The 18,688-nt window shown below is 73.6% G+C and carries 15 protein-coding genes; 10 read left to right on the top strand and 5 right to left on the bottom strand.

The window, feature by feature from the left end; translation table 11 throughout:
* The first annotated feature begins 5 nt into the window (after positions 1-5).
* The 3 genes from ACIBG7_RS15500 to ACIBG7_RS15490 all read left to right on the top strand — a co-directional run bounded on the left by ACIBG7_RS15500 (position 6) and on the right by ACIBG7_RS15490 (position 6,231).
* Entirely contained in the window at positions 6-1,751 is a 1,746-nt protein-coding gene (locus ACIBG7_RS15500; RefSeq protein WP_397336615.1) for an HSP90 family protein, read from the top strand.
* Between the two features lie 2 nt (positions 1,752-1,753).
* Complete coding sequence (locus ACIBG7_RS15495; protein WP_397336614.1) at positions 1,754-4,213, top strand: hypothetical protein; 2,460 nt, start codon at positions 1,754-1,756, stop codon at positions 4,211-4,213.
* A 584-nt stretch (positions 4,214-4,797) separates the two neighbouring features.
* Positions 4,798-6,231, top strand: coding sequence for an alkaline phosphatase D family protein (locus tag ACIBG7_RS15490; protein ID WP_397336613.1), 1,434 nt, complete (start codon positions 4,798-4,800; stop codon positions 6,229-6,231).
* Here the strand turns inward: ACIBG7_RS15490 and ACIBG7_RS15485 are convergent.
* Both ACIBG7_RS15485 and ACIBG7_RS15480 read right to left on the bottom strand, forming a co-directional pair.
* Complete coding sequence (locus ACIBG7_RS15485; RefSeq protein ID WP_397336612.1) at positions 6,200-7,003, bottom strand: aldo/keto reductase; 804 nt, start codon at positions 7,001-7,003, stop codon at positions 6,200-6,202. The genes ACIBG7_RS15490 and ACIBG7_RS15485 overlap by 32 nt on opposite strands.
* A gap of 44 nt (positions 7,004-7,047) precedes the next feature.
* Positions 7,048-7,875 (bottom strand): NAD-dependent epimerase/dehydratase family protein, encoded by an 828-nt coding sequence (locus ACIBG7_RS15480; protein ID WP_397336611.1) that lies wholly within the window; start codon positions 7,873-7,875, stop codon positions 7,048-7,050.
* A 101-nt stretch (positions 7,876-7,976) separates the two neighbouring features.
* Here ACIBG7_RS15480 and ACIBG7_RS15475 point away from each other — a divergent pair, with 101 nt between their 5' ends.
* Positions 7,977-8,432, top strand: coding sequence for an Lrp/AsnC family transcriptional regulator (locus tag ACIBG7_RS15475; RefSeq protein ID WP_357936758.1), 456 nt, complete (start codon positions 7,977-7,979; stop codon positions 8,430-8,432).
* Positions 8,433-8,435: 3 nt separating this feature from the next.
* Here the strand turns inward: ACIBG7_RS15475 and ACIBG7_RS15470 are convergent, their stop codons facing one another.
* Genes ACIBG7_RS15470 through ACIBG7_RS15460 form a run of 3 tightly spaced genes read right to left on the bottom strand, consistent with a single transcriptional unit; the run spans position 8,436 to position 11,589 of the window.
* A complete protein-coding gene (locus tag ACIBG7_RS15470) occupies positions 8,436-9,428 on the bottom strand; it encodes a HEAT repeat domain-containing protein (protein ID WP_397336610.1) in 993 nt (330 codons plus the stop codon).
* Positions 9,429-9,435: 7 nt separating this feature from the next.
* A complete protein-coding gene (locus ACIBG7_RS15465; protein WP_397336609.1) occupies positions 9,436-10,089 on the bottom strand; it encodes a HEAT repeat domain-containing protein in 654 nt (217 codons plus the stop codon).
* Positions 10,090-10,143: 54 nt separating this feature from the next.
* A complete protein-coding gene (locus tag ACIBG7_RS15460; protein WP_397336607.1) occupies positions 10,144-11,589 on the bottom strand; it encodes a hypothetical protein in 1,446 nt (481 codons plus the stop codon).
* A 66-nt stretch (positions 11,590-11,655) separates the two neighbouring features.
* Between ACIBG7_RS15460 and ACIBG7_RS15455 the strand changes: the two genes are divergently transcribed.
* From ACIBG7_RS15455 to ACIBG7_RS15430, 6 genes are all read left to right on the top strand, one after another.
* Entirely contained in the window at positions 11,656-12,885 is a 1,230-nt protein-coding gene (locus ACIBG7_RS15455; RefSeq protein WP_357931253.1) for a cytochrome P450, read from the top strand.
* A 110-nt stretch (positions 12,886-12,995) separates the two neighbouring features.
* A complete protein-coding gene (locus tag ACIBG7_RS15450; RefSeq protein WP_397336606.1) occupies positions 12,996-14,690 on the top strand; it encodes an ABC transporter substrate-binding protein in 1,695 nt (564 codons plus the stop codon).
* Positions 14,691-14,692: 2 nt separating this feature from the next.
* A complete protein-coding gene (locus ACIBG7_RS15445; protein WP_357931247.1) occupies positions 14,693-15,595 on the top strand; it encodes an ABC transporter permease in 903 nt (300 codons plus the stop codon).
* Entirely contained in the window at positions 15,592-16,536 is a 945-nt protein-coding gene (locus ACIBG7_RS15440) for an ABC transporter permease (protein ID WP_397336605.1), read from the top strand. The genes ACIBG7_RS15445 and ACIBG7_RS15440 overlap by 4 nt, the downstream gene beginning before the upstream one ends.
* Entirely contained in the window at positions 16,533-17,693 is a 1,161-nt protein-coding gene (locus ACIBG7_RS15435) for an ABC transporter ATP-binding protein (protein WP_397336604.1), read from the top strand. The genes ACIBG7_RS15440 and ACIBG7_RS15435 overlap by 4 nt, the downstream gene beginning before the upstream one ends.
* On the top strand, positions 17,690-18,670 hold the full coding sequence (locus ACIBG7_RS15430; RefSeq protein ID WP_397336603.1) for an ABC transporter ATP-binding protein: 981 nt from the start codon (positions 17,690-17,692) through the stop codon (positions 18,668-18,670). Before ACIBG7_RS15435 ends, ACIBG7_RS15430 begins: the two co-directional genes overlap by 4 nt.
* Positions 18,671-18,688: the final 18 nt, after the last annotated feature.

Below are 18,688 nucleotides of genomic sequence, written 5' to 3'. Positions count from 1 at the left end.
CCCGGGTGGAGAATGCGTTCCAAGTCGACCTGCGTGGAGTCGTCGACCTGCTGAGCCGGCACCTGTACTCCAGCCCCCGCGTCTACCTGCGAGAGCTCCTGCAGAACGGAGCCGACGCGATCACCGCCCGGCGCGCGCTCGACCCGGCCGCGCCGGCGCGGGTGCGCATCGAGGTGAGCCCCGGGACGATCCGGGTGCACGACAGCGGCATCGGGCTCACCGAGGACGAGGTGCACACCCTGCTGGCCACCATCGGCCGCTCCTCCAAGCGCGACGAGCTGGGCTTCGCCCGCCACGAGTTCCTCGGCCAGTTCGGGATCGGCCTGCTGTCCGGCTTCCTGGTCGCCGACGAGATCCAGGTCGAGACCCGCTCGGCGCGCGGCGGCCACGCGGTCGGCTGGACCGGACGCGACGACGGCACCTACCGCGTCGAGCCCGCCGCCCGCGAGGAGACGGGCACCACGGTCACCCTGCGGGTGCGGCCCGGCGCGGACGAATGGGTCAGCGAGGCCACCGTGACCGACCTGGCCCGGCTGTACGGCTCGCTGCTGCCGATCGAGGTGACGGTCAACGGCCGCCGCACCACGGAGCCCGCCCTGCCCTGGGCCAAGGCCGACGAGTCGCCCGCCGAGCGCCGCCACCGCCTCCTGGAGTACGGCCGGCAGACCTTCGGCTTCACCCCCTTCGACGTGCTCGACCTGGACGTGCCCGGTGCGGGCCTGACCGGCGTCGCCTTCATCCTGCCCGCCGGAGCCGGCCCCGGCGTGCGCGCCGCGCACCGCGTCTACCTCAAGCGCATGCTCCTCACCGAGCGCGCCGAGGGCCTGCTGCCCGAATGGGCCTTCTTCGCCCGCTGCGTCGTGGACGCCGGCGAGCTGCGCCCGACCGCCAGCCGCGAGGCCCTCTACGAGGACGACCTGCTGGAGCACGTGCGCGAGCAGCTCGGCCGGCAGGTGCGCGACTGGCTGGTGCGCCTGGCCGAGACCGACCCCGCCGCGCTGCGCGGCTTCCTGCGCCTGCACGCGCTCGGCGTCAAGGCCCTGGCGCTGCACGACGACGACCTGCTGCGCCTGGTGGACGGCTGGCTGGAGTACGAGACCAGCGACGGGCCGATGACCCTCGCCCAGTTCCGCACCCGGCACCCGCGCGGCCGCTTCACCACCAGCGTCGAGGAGTTCCGCCAGCTCTCGGCGGTCTCCCAGGCCCAGGGCGTGGCCCTGGTCAACGGCGGCTACGTCTACGACGGCGACATCCTGCGCGGCCTGGCCAGGCTCGACGCCCGCATCGAACCGCTCGACCCGGCCGAGCTGACCACGCGCCTGGCCCCGGTGGACCCCGCCGCCGAGCTCGCCGCCCGCCCGTTCCTGGCCGCCGCGGCCCGCGCCCTGGAGCCGCTCGGCTGCGAGGCGGTGCTGCGCGACTACGACCCGGCCTCGCTGCCCGCCCTCTACGTCACCAGCCGCGCCGCCGACCAGGCCGCCGAACTGCGCCAGGCGCGCGAGGAGGCCGACGAGCTGTGGGCCGACGTGCTCGGCGCGCTGGAGCGCACCGCCGAGCGGCCCCGCCTGGTCCTCAACCACCGCAACCCGCTGGTGCGCCGGCTGGCCGGGCTCGACCCCGAGCTCGCCGCCACCGCGGTGGAGGCCCTGTACGGCATGGCGCTGCTGCACGGCCACCACCCCCTGCGCCCGGCCGACACCGCGGCGCTCAACCGTTCGTTCCTCGGCCTCCTCGACTGGGCGGTGAAGTGAGCATGACCTCGGAAGAGCTCCTCTTCGAGGCCTACGGCCTGCCGTACGGCGAGGCCAGGACCATCCTGCTGGAGCGCGCGGTCAAGGAGGCGGAGGCCGAAGGCGACCCCGAGCGGCTCTTCGACGCCCGCCTGGCCCTCACCGGCGCCTACCAGCACGGCGGCGAGCCCGGCAAGTCGTTCGCGGTCTTCTCCCGCAACGTCGCCGCCCTGGACGCCGAGCCCGGCCGCTACGGCCGCGAGGCGGCCGACACGCTGCTGTGGCACTTCAAGTGGATCGCCGGCGACACCCGCAGCTTCCCCGAGGTGCCGCTGCGCCGCGCCCTGGACGTGCTGGACGACATGGAACGCCGCTACGTCCTGGCCGGGCACGGCCCGCACGCGGTGCACGCGCAACGCTCGGCGCTGGCCCGGCACCTGGGCGACCGGGAGCAGGCCGAGCACCACTACCGGCTGTGGTGCACGACGCCCCGCGACGAGCTGTCGGACTGTGTGGGCTGCGACCCCAGCGGCAAGGTCGCCCACTTGGTGTGGCTCGGCCGCGACGAGGAGGCGGTCGAGCTGGCCGCCCCGGTGCTGGCCGGCGAGCTGACCTGCACCGAGCAGCCGCAGGACATCCTGACCGAGCTGCTGCTGCCCTACCTGCGCACCGGGCGGCACGCCGAGGCCGCCGCGGCCCACCAGCGCGCCTACCGGATCATCGCCGGCAAGGTGCACAACCTCGCCGAGATCGGGCGGCACCTGGAGTTCTGCGCGCTGTCCGGCAACGAGTCGCGCGGGCTGGAGATCCTGGAGCGCGAGCTGCCGCTGCTGGACCGCGCGCCCTCGCCCAGGGCGGCGCTGGAGTTCACCGGCTGCGCCGCGCTGCTGCTGCGCCGGCTGGCGGAGCTCGGCCACCCCGACCCGCGGGCCGCCGGGCTGGAGGCGCGCGCCCGCGAGCTGGCCGCCCGTTTCGACACCCGCAACGGCACCGGCGAGCAGGGCGCGCTGCTGGAGGCGCGGCTGGCCGCCGAGCCGATCGCCGAGTACGTGCCGCTGGTGCCGCACGCGCGCCGGCCCACGCCGCAGCCGCCCGCGCCGGTCGTGCGCGGCGAGTCGCCGCAGGAGCTCATGGACGCCGCGCACCAGGCCTGGGAGCGCGGCGACGTGGAGGGCGCGCTGGCCGCGTGGGAGCGCTACGACGCCGTGGGCGGGCCGCTGACCGCCCGCCGCCTCGACGGGCTCGGGCTGGCGGCAGCCGTACAGGGCGACCGTGAGGCGGCCGAGCGGCACTGGCGCGCGGCGGCCGAGCAGCACGAGGACCCCGCCGAAGGGCAGGCGTCGCTCGGCCGGGTCGCCCAGCTCACCGGCGACCGCGAGCTGGCCGAGCGGGTGCACGCGTATCTGAGCGAGTACGGCACGCCCCGCCAGCGCGGCGGCTCGCTGCGCCGGATGGCCCGGATGCTGGCCCAGGACGGGTCGGTGCGGGAGGCCGCGGCACTGCTGGAAGGCCAGGACGACGGCGGCGCCCTGCTGCTGCTCGCCCAGGTCCAGGGCGAGTACGCGCCCGCGCAGGCGCTGGAGACCGCCCGCCGGGCCTGCCGGGCGCTCAAGGCCGAGGGGGCGGCGGTGCCGCTCGCCGAGGCGGCCATGCTCCTCGCGTACCTGATCGGCAAGGGGTACGGCGGCGACCTGGACGAGCTGCTGGCGGCCTACGGCGACGCCCTCGCCGTCCGCGGCGAGCCGCGGCTGCGGGCGCTGGCGCACGCGGCCCGGGGCGAGGTGCTGCTCGGGATCGGGCGGGGCGAGGAGGCGGCCGAGGACCTCATCGAGGCCGTCGCGCTCTTCACCGCCGTCGGCGAGCGTGAGCGGGCCGCTTTCACCCGTGCCGACCTGGCCTCGGCCTACCTCGACAGCGGCCGTCCGGCCGAGGCCGCCGTCGCCGCCGAGGAGGCGCTGGCGATGATCGACCCCGAGGAGACCGAGGCGCTCAACCAGGCCCGCTGGGCGCGCTCCCACGCCCTGCACCAGCTTGGGGACGTCGATGTGGCTTTGGAGGGGTTCCAGGAGCTCGTGTCCCTGTACCCCACCGCCCTCCAGTCGGCGCGGGCCGCTGACATGGCGGCGCGCCTCCTCGACCAGGTCGACCGGGACGAGGAGGCGGCGCGGTACTTCGCGCTGGCCGCCGAGCGGTATCGCGAGGACGACCCCGAGACCGCGGGGGTCATGGCGCGGCGGGCGGCGTTGTCGTCCTTCTGGGGCGGGGACCCTGAGCGGGCGCTGGCCATTTCGGTGAACGTCGTGGTCGAGGATCCCTTCGAGCAGGCCGTCGTCCTTTATGACCGGGCGCGGTATCTGGCCGCGCTCGGGCGGGAGGGGGAGGCACTGCGGGTTTGCGGGGAGGCTGTGGAGCGGTTCGAGGCCTTGGGGGCCGAGGACGCTGTGGCGACCGCTCGTGACCTTCTGCGGCAGTTGGAGTCCTGAGGCTCGCCGACCCCCCTTCCCGCCGCACTGGAGCATCCCCCACCGACGCCGGCCCTCGCCGCATTGGTTGGACGGGTGGTTGAGGGGCGGCCTGACACCGCCCCTCAACCCGCCACATCCCCGACCACCCGGCCCCCCACCCCAGCCCCCCACCCCAGCCCCCCACCAGCCCCCCACCAGCCCCCCACCAGCCCCCCCACCCCAGCCCCGGCCTCCCCCAGCCCTCCCTGGCTCTCGGCTCCCGGCCTCCAGCCTCCCGACCCGCCGTCCCTGGATCCGTCGGCCACCCACTTCGGGCCTCGGCCACCGCACCTGCTCCGGCCACCCAGCCCCCTCCGCTCCCTGCCTTCCGCCGCCTGCCTCCACGGACAGCCCACCTTCCTCCCGGCCCGCCACGGTCCTCCCATGGGAGCGGAGCCCCCGGAAAGCCGAGATGACCGGGGTTGTTCATAAGGGGTTGTGGCGGGTGTCATAGGGGTGTCAGGGCGGGTGGAGATATCTGGTGCGTGGATCGCAGAGCGTTTCTCGCCGGTGTGGGCCTGGCGCCCCTGATGTCCGACCGTGCCACAGCCAGGAGCCGGAGCGTGGGGGATCCGTTCACGTTGGGGGTGGCGTCGGGTGACCCGTCCAAGGACGGGTTCGTGCTGTGGACCAGGCTGGCCACCGACCCCCTGGGCCTGAACGGGCGCGGGGGGATGGCGGCCAGAGATGTGGACGTGGAGTGGCAGGTCGCCGCCGACGAGCGGTTCGCCTCCGTCGTCAGGTCCGGTACGGCTACCGCCGCCTGGAAGGACGCGCACAGCGTGCACGTGGAGCTGGCCGGCCTCCAACCGGGCCGGGAGTACTTCTACCGCTTCCGAGCCCAAGGCCACCTGTCCCCGACGGGCCGCACCAGAACCACCCCGACCGGGGAGAGCTCGCCCCTGCGGTTCGCGGTCGCCGCCTGCGCCCACTACGAGCACGGCTACTACACCGCCTACCGCCGCCTGGCCGAGGAGGAGCCGGACCTGGTGGTGCACCTGGGCGACTACCTGTACGAGTACGGGCCGAGCGGCTACACCGCCCTGGCCGGCCGCGTCCGCACGCACACGCCTGGCAAGTGCGCCACGCTGGCCGACTACCGGCTGCGGCACGCGCAGTACAAGAGCGACCCCGACCTCCAGCGGGCCCACGCCGCCGCGCCCTGGCTGGTCGCCTTCGACGACCACGAGCTGGAGAACAACTGGGCCGGCCCGGTCTCCAGCACCGGCGCGCCGGCCTTCGCCCGCCGCCGGGCCAGCGCCTTCCGCGCCTACTACGAGAACATGCCGCTACGCCGGGCCTCGCTCCAGGGCGCGGTGCTGCGCGTCAACCGGCGCGTCTCGTGGGGCACCCTGGCCCGCTTCCACCTGCTGGACACCCGGCAGTTCCGCGACGACCAGGCCTGCCTCGACGGGGTGCGGGCCGGGTGCGACGAGCGGCTGTCCGGCGGGCGCACGCTGCTGGGCCGCGCGCAGTGGGACTGGCTGGCCGGCGGGCTGGGCGCGCCGGACGTGCGCTGGAACCTGCTCGGCCAGCAGATCCTGATGATGCAGCGCGACTACCGGCGCGGCCCCGGCCGCGAGGTGAACCTCGACTCCTGGGACGGCTACGCCGCCGAGCGCACCCGCCTGCTGGGCCTGATGACGCGGGCCTCGAACCCGGTCGTGCTGACCGGCGACGCGCACATGCACCACGACGCCGAGCTCAAGCTCGACTTCGACGACCCCGGCTCGCCGGTGGTCGCCCGCGAGCTGGTGACCTCCTCCATCGCCAGCGACGGCGACGGCTACCGCGACCGGGCGTGGATCGCCGAGTCGCTGGCCGAGAACCCGCACCTCAGCTATCTCGACCAGCGCCGCGGCTACCTGGTCTGCCGGGTGGACGGCGAGGGGCTGGCGGCCGACTTCCGCACCTTGGAGTACATCTCCAAGCGCGGCGCCGCCGCCAGGACCACGCACCGCCGGCTCATCCCAGCTGAGCCAGCTCCGCGGCGGTGAGCTCCAGCTCCGCGGCCCGCGCCGAGTCGCGGGCCGACTCGGGCCGGCTCGCGCCCGGGATCGGGATCAGCACCGGCGAGGAGGCCAGCAGCCAGGCCAGGCAGACCTGCTGCGGGCTCACCCCGCGCCCGGCGGCGACCCGGTGGAAGGGGCCGGGCTCGAACGCGGGCGCGCCCGGGTCGAGGGAGCTGCGCGAGATGCCGCCGAGCGGGCTCCACGGCAGGAAGGCCACGCCCAGCTCCTCGCAGGCGCGCAGCACCGGCTCGCTGTCGCGCACCAGCGGCGAGTACTCGTTCTGCACCGACACCAGGTCCTGGCCGAGCACCTCGCGCGCCTGCAGAAGCTGAGCCACGCTGACGTTGGAGAGCCCCGCCGCGCGGATCTTGCCCTCGTCGAGCAGTTCGCGCAGCGTGCCCACGCTCTCGGCCCACGGCACTCGCGGATCCGGCTTGTGTAGCTGGTAGAGGCCGATCGCCTCGACGCCCAGCCGCCGCAACGACGCCTCGCACGCCCGGCGCAGGTGCACCGGCCGCCCGTCCACGCCCCACGACCCGTCGCCGGGCCGGGTGCGGCCGCCCTTGGTGGCGACGAGCACCTGCTCCGTGCGCCCGGCCAGCGCCCTGGCGACCAGCTCCTCGTTGTGGCCCTCCTCACCGGCGTGCCAGTGGTAGGAGTCGGCCGTGTCGATCAGCGTCACGCCGGCCTCGATCGCCGCGTGGATCGTCGCCAGCGCGCGTGCCTCGTCCGGGCGGTTCTCGATCGACAGGGGCATCGCGCCCAGGCCGACCGGCCACACCTTCGTCGCGCCGAGCCGTCTCAGCGGGCCTCCTCGATCGCGCTGTCCAGCCAGTCCCGGGTGTGGGAGAAGGCGAAGCCGAGGCTTTCGGCCCGGGCGTTGGACATGGCGTAGCCCCGGTCGAACGAGAACGGCGAAGCCGGCTCGCCGACGCTGAACCGGGCCGGTCCGATGCGCTCGCACAGGTCGAAGACGTCCAGCTCGCCGTGCGAGCAGGCGTTCACCGGGCCGGTGAAGTCCTCACCGGCCGCCCAGGCCAGCAGGCGGGCGATCTCGGCGTGGTGGATGAACACCGAGCGGCGCGGCTCGGCGTGCACGAGCACCTCGCGGCCGTCGCGGATGTGCTCGACGTAGTGCCGCAGCCGGCCCGTCCACTCCTCGCCGCCCAGCACGTGCGCGGACCGTACGGTCACCACCGGGAAGACCGGGTCGGCCGCCAGCGTCGCCTCGGCCAGCCGCTTGGCCGCGCCGTACTCGAGCTCGCCGGCCGGCACCGGCTCGGTGAGCCAGCGCAGCGGGTCGGTCTCGGCCAGCGGCTCGGCCGTGTCCTGGTCGGCGTAGACCTCGATGGTGGAGGTCATCACGTACCGGCCGACCCGCCCGCCGAACGCCTGCCGGGCCGCGACGGCGTCGGCCGGGGTGTAGCAGACCTGGTCGATCACCACGTCGAACTCCTGCGCGCGCAGCGCCGCCACGTCGCCCCGGTCGGCGACCAGATGCCGCACGCCGGGCGGCGGCTCGGTGGAGCCGCGGTTGACCAGCGTGACCGCCCAGCCCTCGTCCCGCAGCAGCTCGACGACCTGGCGGCCGAAGTACCGGTTCCCGCCGATGACACAAACCCTCTTCATGAGAACATGAGTCTTCCAGGGCTCCGGATCATGTTGAAGGCAGAAAAATGGGTATTGAGGCGATTCCACGAAAAGAACCACGGCAGATCCGCCCCGCCGCCGTGGAATCCCTGGACGGCATCGACGCCCAGCTCCTCGACCTGGTGCAACGGCAGGGCCGCATCACCCTGAGCGAGCTCGGCCGCCGCGTCCGGCTCAGCCCCGCCGCGGTCACCGAACGGATCCGCCGCCTGGAGGAGACCGGCGTGATCACCGGGTACGGCGCGGCCGTCTCCCTGCCCCACCTCGGCTACGGGCTGCAGGCCTTCGTCCGGGTCAACCCGCACGGCGGCTACGGCCTGCGCCACCCGCGCACCCAGCGGCTCACCGAGCGGCCCGAGGTGCTGGAGGCCCACCACGTGGTGGGCGAGGACTGCTGGATCCTCAAGGTCGCCGTCGCCGACACCGTCCACCTGGAGGAGCTGCTGGAGGAGATCTCCCAGCTCGGCCGGACGACGACCTCGATCGTCATGTCCTCCCCGGTGGAGCGGAAGGTCGTCACCCCGCTGGCCCGCTGACCGTCACCGGTCCTCGCGCAGGCGCAGGACGTAGGTTGCGGTGAGCGCGACCGCCCGGTCCTCGTCGCCCGTCAGCTCGGCGAGCGCCCGCGCCGCCGTGGGACCGGGGATGTCGGCGAGCGCCTGGGTCAGCCGCCGGCGCTGCTCCGACCCAGCCCCGGCGGCGAGCCGTTCGGTGAGCCCGGCCGCGATCCGCTCGGCCAGCTCCGGTCGCTCGGCCAGCGCGCTCAGCGCGTCGGCCGCGTCCACGTCGTTGGTGCCCTCCACCACGGTCTCGACCAGCGCCGGAATCGCCTCGGCCACGCCACGGGCCCCGAGCGCCAGCGCCGCCCGCCTGCGCACCACCACGTCGGGGTGGGTGAGCGCCTCGCGCAACACCGCGGTCGCCTCCTCGCCCGGCAGCTCGGCCACGGCCTGGACGGCCCGCTCACGCACCTCGGCCGCCGGGTCGGCGAGGCCGTCGGCCAGCAGCCCGAGTCCGTCCCCCGAGCGGGCCAGCGCCCAGCGCAGCGCCCCGGCGACGTTCGGGTCGGACTCGCTCAGCGCCGCCTCGACCAGCGCCGCCACCGGCACCTCCGCCGCCGGTGACAACACCGCGCTCTGCCGCCGCCCGGCGCTGGCCGACCCCAGTTCCTGCAGGAGCGAGACCACCTGGAGCACGTCCTCCCACCCGGCCGGTCCCGCGGCGTCGATCCGGCTCAGCCGGGTGAGCAGCTCGGTCTCGGCGGCGATCCGCTCCCGCGTCCGGCGGATGAGGTCGTCGACCAGGCCGGCCGGCGTGAACCCTGGATCGTCGAGCGCCCGCCCGACCTCCCGCAGCGACAACCCCAGTGAGCGCAGGCTCTCGATGTGGAAGATCCGGCGGATGTCGTCGGTGGAGTACTCCCGGTAGCCCGCGCCGCTGCGGCCGGTCGGCCGCACCAGGCCGAGCGTCTCGTAGTGCCGGAGCATCCGCGCGCTGACCCCCGAGCGCCGCGCCACCTCGCCGATCAGCACGTCCCCGTCACTCCTCCCGGCCGGCGCCGCCCAGGGCGACCACCCGCTTGGCCTCCTCGATCGCGAACGCGAACCCGGCCTCCGGGTCGCGCAGCAGCCGCTCGGTGGCGATCGCGTGCGCGCGCACCCCCGGCTCGGCCGCCTCCTTCGCCGCGCGCAGCGCGGGCTGGATCACCTCGCCGAGCGCGACCAGCGCCCGGCTCAGGCTGAGCTGCGTCTCCCGCCCGCCCCGGCCGAGCTGTCCGGCCAGCACCGCGGCCAGGCCGCTCTCCTCGCCCTCGGGCACCAGCGCGACCGCCGTGCGCCAGGCGGCTCGCGCCACCTCGTCGTCGGCGTCGGTCAGCAGCTCGCGGGTGATGGACGGCCACGCCCGCGGGTCGCCGATCTTGGACAGCGTGTGCAGGGCCTGGCTCCGGGCCTGCGCTCGCTCCGACCGGAGCTGGACGAGCAGCCGGGGGACGGTCAGGTCCGCCGGCTGGCGGATGAGCGCCCAGGTCAGCATATCGCGCACGAAGAACTCGGGCTCGATCGCGCACCGCTCGACGAGCGGCTCGACCAGCCCGGGGTCGGGGGTCGTCCCGGCCGCCATCGCCGCGCGGAGCCGTACCGACGCGTCGCCGTGGGCCAGGGCCTGGAGAAGGGAGTTGGTGTCTTGCGTCATGGGCCCAGTGAAGGGCTTGTCATCGTGTCAAGGTCAAGCGCCTGACCGGGGGATTCAGCCGAAGGTGTACCCGAACAGGCCGGGTCCGCCGGCCAGCTTGCGCGGAGCGCCGGGGCGCAGACCGGCGTAGGGGCCGGGCCGCCGGGTCCCGGGCAGGACCGAGACCGTGCCCCGGGCCGGCGCGGCGACGACCAGCGAGGCGAGCGGGCGGGCCAGGCCGAGTGCGCGGTAGCCGCGCCCCGACAGGCGGGTGACGGTGAGCGCGGAGCCGAAGTCGGCTCCAGGGCCCTTGAGCAGCAGGTTGCCCCGGCGGGTGAGGCCGCCCGAGCGGGTCCCGGCCAGCACCTGGACGGCGCTCTCGCCGGGGACGCCCACGGCGAGCTCGTCGTCGCCGTCGCCGTTCAGGTCCCCGGCGGCCAGCGAGGTGCCGAACCGGTCGAAGTAGCGCGGCTTGCCGTCCAGGGCGTTCTGGGTCCAGGCCTCCCGGCGGCCGGCGGCCAGGCCGCTCCGCGTGCCGTACAGGACGTGGACCATGCCGTCGCCGTAGTCGAGGGCGCGCTGGTTGGCGGTCAGGCCCTCGCCGGGGGAGCCGACGGCGAGGTCGGCGCGGCCGTCGGCGTCGAAGTCGCCGGTGGTCAGGGCGGCGCCGAAGGCGTCCCACTTCTCGGCGGAGCCCTTGAGCGCGCGGCTGTCCTGGGTCAGCAGCAGGGCGCGGCGGCCGGAGACGATGGTCACCGAGCCCTGGCCGTCGTGGGTGAGGCTGTCGGCGGGCGCGCCGACCGCGAGCTCGGCACGGCCGTCGCCGTCGAAGTCGCCGGTGGCCAGGGCCGCGCCCCACTGGTCGGTGACCCGGCCCTGCTGCCCGATCCAGCCGGTGGCCTGGGTCAGGCGGGTCAGGCCGCGCATGCCGTACAGGAAGACCGCGCCGCCCGAGCCGTGCGTGGGAGCGCCGATGGCCAGCTCGTCGGCGCGGTCGCGGTCGAGGTTCCCGGCGGCCAGGGCCGCGCCGTAGCGGTCGGAGGCGGCTTTGGGCGCGCGCAGCGCAGGGCCGGGCCGCAGGCCGGTGGGCGAGCCGGTGAAGAGCTGGACCACGCCGTGGCCGTCGGCGCCGGCGACGGGCCGGCCGTGGAACTCCTCGGACGCGCCGACGGCCAGGTCGGCACAGCCGTCGCCGTCGAAGTCGCCGGTGGCCAGCGCCGAGCCGAAGGAGTCGCCGGGCTCGGCCTCGCCGGGGACGCCGGGGGAGTCCTGCGACAGCTCGGCGCGCCGGCCCGAGCCGTACAGCAGGGTGACGGCGCCGGCGCGGGCGTGCCCGCCGACGGTGGCGTACGGCGCGGCCACCGCCAGGTCGGCGCGGCCGTCGCCGTCGAAGTCCCCGGCCGCCCCCGAGCAGGCGGCCTCGGCGGCCGGGGAGGAGGTGACGGCGGGGGAGGGGGCCGTGGGGGTGGCGGGCCAGGTGGTGAGGCTGGTGAGCAGCAGGGCGGCGAGAGTCGCACTCATGCTCGGAGGATCCCCGCCCCGTCCCAACCTGGCGTTAACCATCCGGGAACGTGCCAGGATAGACGGGTGGACATCGACCTTGCGGACCTTGCATTCTGGCGCAAACCCCTCAAGGAGCGGCACGAGGCTTTCGCCCGGTTGCGCCAGCTCGACCAGCCGGTGTTCTTCCCCGAGAAGAAGGTGCCGTTCCTGCGCTCGGGCTCGGGCTTCTACGCCCTGGTCCGGCACGCGGACGTGGTCGAGGCCAGCCGGAACGCCAAGGTCTTCTCCAGCGAGCCGGCGGTCACCAACCCCGAGCCGCCGGGCTGGGTGAAGTACGTCTTCGGCGAGTCGATGGTCAACATGGACGACCCGCGCCACGCCCGCCTGCGCCGCATCGTCTCGCGTGCCTTCAGCCCGCGCATGCTCCAGAACCTGCAGAGCGACATCGAGGCGGCCTGCGCCCGGATCGTCGACGACGTGCAGCGCCAGGGCCCGCGCGACTTCGTGACCCAGGTCGCGGCCCGGCTGCCGATCCACGTCATCTGCGACATGATGGGCATCCCGGAGGCCGAGCGCGAGCGCGTGCACAAGCACGTCGACATCTCCACCGCCTACAGCGGCGTACGGCCCAGCCTGTTCCAGAGCGCGAGGATGGCCGGCCAGAACGTGCTGGCCCTGCTGGCGCTGCAGCGCCTGGTGATCCGCCTGGGCCACGAGCGGGTCGGCGACCCGGGCAAGGACCTGGTGTCGGCGCTGGTCACCGCCAACCCCGACGGGGAGAGGCTGAGCGACCGCGAGCTCGGCTCGTTCTTCTCGCTGCTGCTGGTGGCGGGCAACGAGACCGCGCGCAACACCATGGCGCACGGCATCAAGCTGCTCACCGACAACCCGGCCCAGCGCGAGCTGCTGATGAGCGACTTCGACGCGCACATCGGCAACACCATCGAGGAGATGGTCCGCTACGTCTCGCCGATCATGCAGTTCCGCCGTACGGTCACCGAGCCGTACGAGCTGCGCGGGCTGGAGCTGAAGCCGGGCGACAAGGTCGTGCTGTTCTACGGCTCGGCCAACCGCGACGAGGAGGTCTTCGCCGACCCCGACAGCTTCGACATCACCCGTGACACCAAGCCGCACGTGGGCTTCGGCGGTCCGGGTCCGCACTTCTGCCTCGGCGCCAACCTGGCCCGGCAGGAGCTGCGCACGATGTTCCGCGAGCTGCTCACCCGGCTGCCCGAGATCCGCTCGGTGGGGGAGCCCGAACTCCTGGTCTCCAACTTCGACAACAGCGTGCGCCGCCAGCCCTTCGCCATCTAGATCCCTCGGATCGCGCGTTTCCGGACACGGATCGGTAACGCAGGCTTGTCAGTACTATTTCACATTATTATGTTACGCGTCACACTGTTTCTCACAACGGAGTGACGATCATGGCGAAGAAGCTCGGCCTGCTTGCCCTCGCGGTCCTGTTAGGCGCGACCGCCTGCGGAGGGGCCTCCGGTCCCGAGAAGCCCGCGGCCGGCATGGGCACCCAGCCTCCGGTGACCGAGGCGGGCAAGGGCGGCACCCTGACGATCCTGTCCAACCAGGACTTCGAGCACCTCGACCCGGCCCGCAACTGGACGATGCCGCAGATGGACTTCGGCCTGCGCTACCTGTACCGCTCGCTGGTCACCTTCAAGTCGGAGCCGGGCGCGGCCAGCCTGGAGGTCGTCCCCGACCTCGCCACCACCACCGGCGAGATGGCCGACGGCGGCAAGACCTGGACCTTCACCCTCAAGGACGGCCTGAAGTACGAGGACGGCAGCCCGATCAAGGCCGCCGACGTCAAGTACAACCTCGAACGCTCCTTCGCCCCCGAACTGCCCGGCGGCCCGAACTACCACAAGCTCGTCCTGAAGGACGCCGACGCCTACAAGGGCCCGTACAAGAGCGGCGAGCTCGCCTCCATCGAGACACCCGACGACAAGACGATCGTCTTCCGCCTCAAGCGCGCCGTCGCCGAGTTCCCCTACTACGCCACCCTGCCCAGCTTCAGCCCGGTGCCCAAGGCCAAGGACACCAAGGAGCAGTACGACAACCGCGTCTTCTCCTCCGGCCCCTACAAGATCGAGAGCTACACCCGCGGCAAGGAGATGATCCTGGTCCGCAACGAGAACTGGGACCCCGCCTCCGACCCGGCCCGCAAGGCGCTGCCCGACCGCATCGTGGTCAAGCAGGGCCTGAGGCAGAGCGTCATCGACGACCGCCTCATCGCCGACCAGGGCGAGGACCAGACCGCGATCACCTACGCCGACGTCAACGGCGAGAGCTTCGCCAAGATCCTCAACAACCCGAAGGTCAAGGCCCGCTTCCACAACGAGATCCGCGGCTGCACCGACGTGCTGGCCATGAACACCCAGAAGGCGCCCTTCGACAACGCCAAGTTCCGCTTCGCGCTGCAGTACGCCATCGACAAGGAGGCCTACCAGACCGTCAAGGGCGGCCCGGCGGCCGGCGAGATCGCCACCGCCTTCCTGCCGCCGTCGCTGTCCGGCGGCGTCGCCCAGGACACGCTCAAGGTCCCGGCCACCGGCGACGTCGAGAAGGCCAAGCAGCTCATCGCCGAGTCCGGGGTGAGCACCCCGGTCAAGGTCAAGCTGCACACCAGCACCGGCGCCAAGAACGAGGCCACCGCGCTGCAGGAGTCCCTCAAGCGCGTGGGCGTCGAGGTGGAGATCAACACCTACGACCCGGCCGTCTACTACGACACCATCGGCGACACCGCCAAGTTCGACGGCATGGCCTCCTACGGCTGGTGCCAGGACTACCCCTCCGGCTCCTCCTTCATCCCGATGATGTTCGACGGCCGGACCATCACCGAGAAGGGCAACAATGGCAACGTCTCGCTCTTCAAGGACCAGGAGACCATGGACAAGATCGACGAGATCTACGCCATGACCGACCTGAAGGCCGCCGACCAGGCGTGGGTCCAGCTCGACGCGGCGCTCATGCAGAAGGCCCCGATGATCCCGCTGACCTGGGAGCGCAAGCCGCTGCTGGCCGGCTCCAAGGTCGCCGGCGCCTTCGGCCACCTCATCTGGTCCGGGCAGTTCGACTACGCCGCCCTCGGCGTCAAGCAGTGACGGTGGCGATCCGATCCGGCCGCTCGCCCGGCCGGATCGCCCTCGACCGCCTGCGCCGCGACCCGGCGGCGCTGTTCGGCGGCTCCATCGTGGCGCTCTTCGTCGCCGTCGCCCTGGCCGCCCCGCTGCTCACCGCGATCAGCGGGTGGGACACCCAGACCTTCGACAAGAGCGCCATCGACCGCTCGCTGGGCGGCGTGCCGTACGAGACCTTCAGCGCCGAGCACTGGCTCGGCGTGGAGCCCGGCACCGGGCGCGACGTCTTCGCCCGCGTGGTGTACGGCGCGCGGATCTCGCTGCTGATCTCGGTGGCCGCCACCGCGGTGACCGTCGTGGCCGGCACCGCCGCCGGGCTGCTGGCCGGCTACGCCGGCGGGCGGACCGACACGATCCTGTCGCGGCTCATGGACCTGGTCATGTCCTTCCCCAGCCTGATCTTCATGCTCGCGCTGCTGTCGGTCGCGCCGGACGCCAACCGGGTGCTGCTGCTCATCGCGATCATGTCGATGTTCAGCTGGCCGTACGTCGCGCGGATCGTGCGCGGCCAGGCGCTGTCGATCAAGCACCGGGAGTTCGTGGAGGCCGCGCGGGTCGGCGGGGCGAGCGGGGCGCACCTGCTCTTCCGCGAGCTGCTGCCCAACCTGTCCGGGCCGGTGCTGGTCTACGTGACGCTCGCCATCCCGGCCAACATCGGCACCGAGGCGGCGCTCAGCTTCCTGGGCGTCGGGGTCCGGCCGCCCACGCCGAGCTGGGGGCAGATGCTCGACGACTCGCTCAAGTGGTACCAGGTCGTGCCGAGCTACTTCATCGTGCCCAGCCTGTGCCTGTTCCTGACCGTGCTGGCCTTCACCCTGCTGGGCGACGCGCTGCGCGACGCCCTCGACCCCCGCGAGGCCCGCTCATGATCGCTTACCTGGGCCGGCGCGTGCTGGCCGTGGCCGGCGTGCTGCTGGTCATCTGCGCGGTGACCTTCGTCATCTTCTTCGTCCTGCCGAGCGACCCGGCGCTGCACGCCTGCGGCAAGACCTGCACCACCGAGCAGGTCGACGCGGTCCGCGCCGAGATGGGCCTCGACCGGCCGGTGCACGAGCAGTTCGCCGGATACGTGGCCAAGGCCTTCACCGGCGACCTCGGCTACTCATACCAGAACTCGCTGCCGGTCTGGGACCTGCTGGCCGACCGGCTGCCGGTCAGCGTCTCCCTCGCCCTCGGCGCGGCGGTGCTCTGGCTGAGCGGCGGCGTGCTGGTCGGGCTGGTGTCGGCGCTGCGGCGCGGCACCGGGCTCGACCGCGTGCTCATGGCCGGCACGCTGGCCTCGGCCTCGGTGCCGGTCTACTTCACCGCGATGATGCTCCTGCTCGTCGTCGTGCAGCACTTCGAGCTGCTGCCCTACCCCGACTACGTGGCGATCACCGAGGACCCGGGCGCGTGGGCGGGCAACCTGCTGCTGCCCTGGCTCACCCTGGCCAGCCTCTACGCCGCCATGTACGCCCGGCAGACCCGCTCGTCCATGATCGAGACGATGGGCGAGCCGTACATCCGCACCGCCCGCGCCAAGGGCCTGCCGGAACGGACGGTCGTCGTCAAGCACGGCATGCGCGCCGGGCTCACCCCGATCGTCACCATCTTCGGCATGGACCTCGGCGGGCTGCTGGCCGGAGCGGTCATCACCGAGCACGTCTTCGGGCTGCCGGGCATCGGCCAGCTCACCTACGACGCCATCTTCAAGGCCGACCAGCCGGTCGTGCTCGGCGTCACGCTCCTGGCCGCCTTCTTCATCACCGTCGCCAACCTGGTCGTCGACCTGGTCTACGCGGTGATCGACCCCCGGGTGAGGTACGCATGATCCTCCAGGTCTCCGGCCTGACCGTCGGCTTCGGCCCCGTCACCGTGGTCGACGGGGTGGACTTCGGCGTCGAGCGCGGGCGCACGCTGGGCATCGTCGGCGAGTCCGGCTCGGGCAAGTCGGTCTCCTCGCTGGCCGTCATGGGCCTGCACCGTACGGCACGCGTCTCGGGGTCCATCCGCTTCGACGGCGAGGAACTCGTCGGCGCCCCGGCCGAGCGGCTGCGCGCGCTGCGCGGCCGCCGGATGGGGATGATCTTCCAGGACCCGCTGTCGTGCCTGCACCCCTTCTACACCGTCGGCGAGCAGATCGCCGAGGCCTACCGGCTGCACTTCCGCGCCTCCCGCCGGGCGGCGCGCGAGCGGGCCGTCGAGATGCTGGCCGAGGTCGGCATCCCCGCGCCCCGCCGGCGGGCCGCCGAGCACCCGCACCGCTTCTCCGGCGGCATGCGGCAGCGCGTGATGATCGCCATGGCCCTGGCCTGCGAGCCCGACCTGCTCATCGCCGACGAGCCGACCACCGCGCTCGACGTCACCGTGCAGGCGCAGATCCTGGAGCTCATCCAGCGCATCCAGGCCGAGCGTGGGCTTGCCGTCATCATGATCACGCACGACCTCGGCGTGGTCGCGCGGATCGCCGACGAGGTGCTCGTCATGTACGGCGGGCGTACGGTCGAGCACGCGCCGGCCCGGCCGCTCTTCAAGGACCCGCGCCACCCTTACACCCGCGGCCTCCTCGCCTCCGTCCCCGGCCTCGCCCCCTCGGTCCCCGGCCTGGCCTCCGGCGTCCCCGGCTTGGCCCCCGGGGCCCCCGGCCTGGACTCGGGGGAGCCCGGCCTGGTTCCGGGAGCCCTCGGCCTGGCTTCAGAGGAGCCCGGGCTGGTTCCGGGGCCGCTCGGTCCGGCTTCGGCGTCGCCCGGCTCCGGGCCGGAGGGCGGTGTGGAATCCGGATCCGGGCGGGCGGCCGGGGGACGCGGCTCGGGGCGGCTGCCGGCGATCCCCGGCAGCCCGCCCTCGCCGTCGGCCTTCCCGCCCGGATGCCGGTTCCACCCCCGCTGCCCCTCCGCCCTGCCCGCCTGTACGGCGGAGCAGCCCCCGCTGCGCCCGGCCGCCGGCGACCGCAAGGTGGCCTGCCACCTGGAAGGAGCGCTCCGATGAACCCCCTCGACACCCGTCCCGCCCCAGAAACCCACGACGGACCGCCCACCCCGGCCCCGCTCCTGTCGGTCCGCGACCTGCGCATGACCTTCGGCAGCGGCGTCCGAGCCGTCGACGGCGTCAGCTTCGACCTCCGCCCCGGCGAGACCCTGGGCCTGGTCGGCGAGTCCGGCTGTGGCAAGTCCACCACCGGCCGCATGATCGTCCGCCTGCTGCAGCCCACCGGCGGCACGATCGCCTTCGACGGCCACGACCTGACCCGGTTGCCGCCGAGGGCCATGCTGCCCTTCCGCCGCGACCTCCAGATGATCTTCCAGGACCCGTTCGCCTCGCTGAACCCCCGCCAGACGGTCCAGCAGATCGTCTCAGGCCCGCGCAAACTCCTCACCCGCCCGCAGGTGATCGAGCTGCTGGAACGCGTGGGCCTGGCCGCCGAGCACGCCGACCGCTACCCGCACGAGTTCTCCGGCGGCCAGGCCCAGCGCATCGGCATCGCCCGCGCCCTGGCCTCCGGCCCTCGGCTGGTGGTCTGCGACGAGCCGGTCTCCGCCCTGGACGTCTCCATCCAGGCCCAGATCGTCAACCTCCTGGCCGACCTGCAGGACGAACGCGGCCTGGCCTACCTGTTCATCGCCCACGACCTGTCGGTGGTGCGGCACATGAGCGACCGGGTGGCCGTCATGTACCTCGGCCGGATCGTCGAACTCGGCTCCCGGGCCGCCCTCTACGACGACCCGGCCCACCCCTACACCCGGGCCCTGCTGTCGGCGGTCCCGGTCGCCGACCCGGACGTCGAGGCCACCCGCGAACGCATCGTCCTGCGCGGCGACCCGCCCAGCCCGGCCGCACCCCCGCCGGGCTGCTCCTTCCACCCCCGCTGCGCCCTGGCCCAGGACCTGTGCCGTACGGCTCCGCCACCGCTGCGCGAGGTCCGCGGCCGCCAGGTGTCCTGCCACTTCGCCGAGGCAACCCCTTGACCTATGGAAGGCCAGGTC

It is taken from the genome of Nonomuraea sp. NPDC050328 (genome assembly GCF_044459405.1).
Classification (GTDB): Bacteria; Actinomycetota; Actinomycetes; order Streptosporangiales; family Streptosporangiaceae; genus Nonomuraea.
This window is presented reverse-complemented; position numbering and strand designations above follow the sequence as displayed.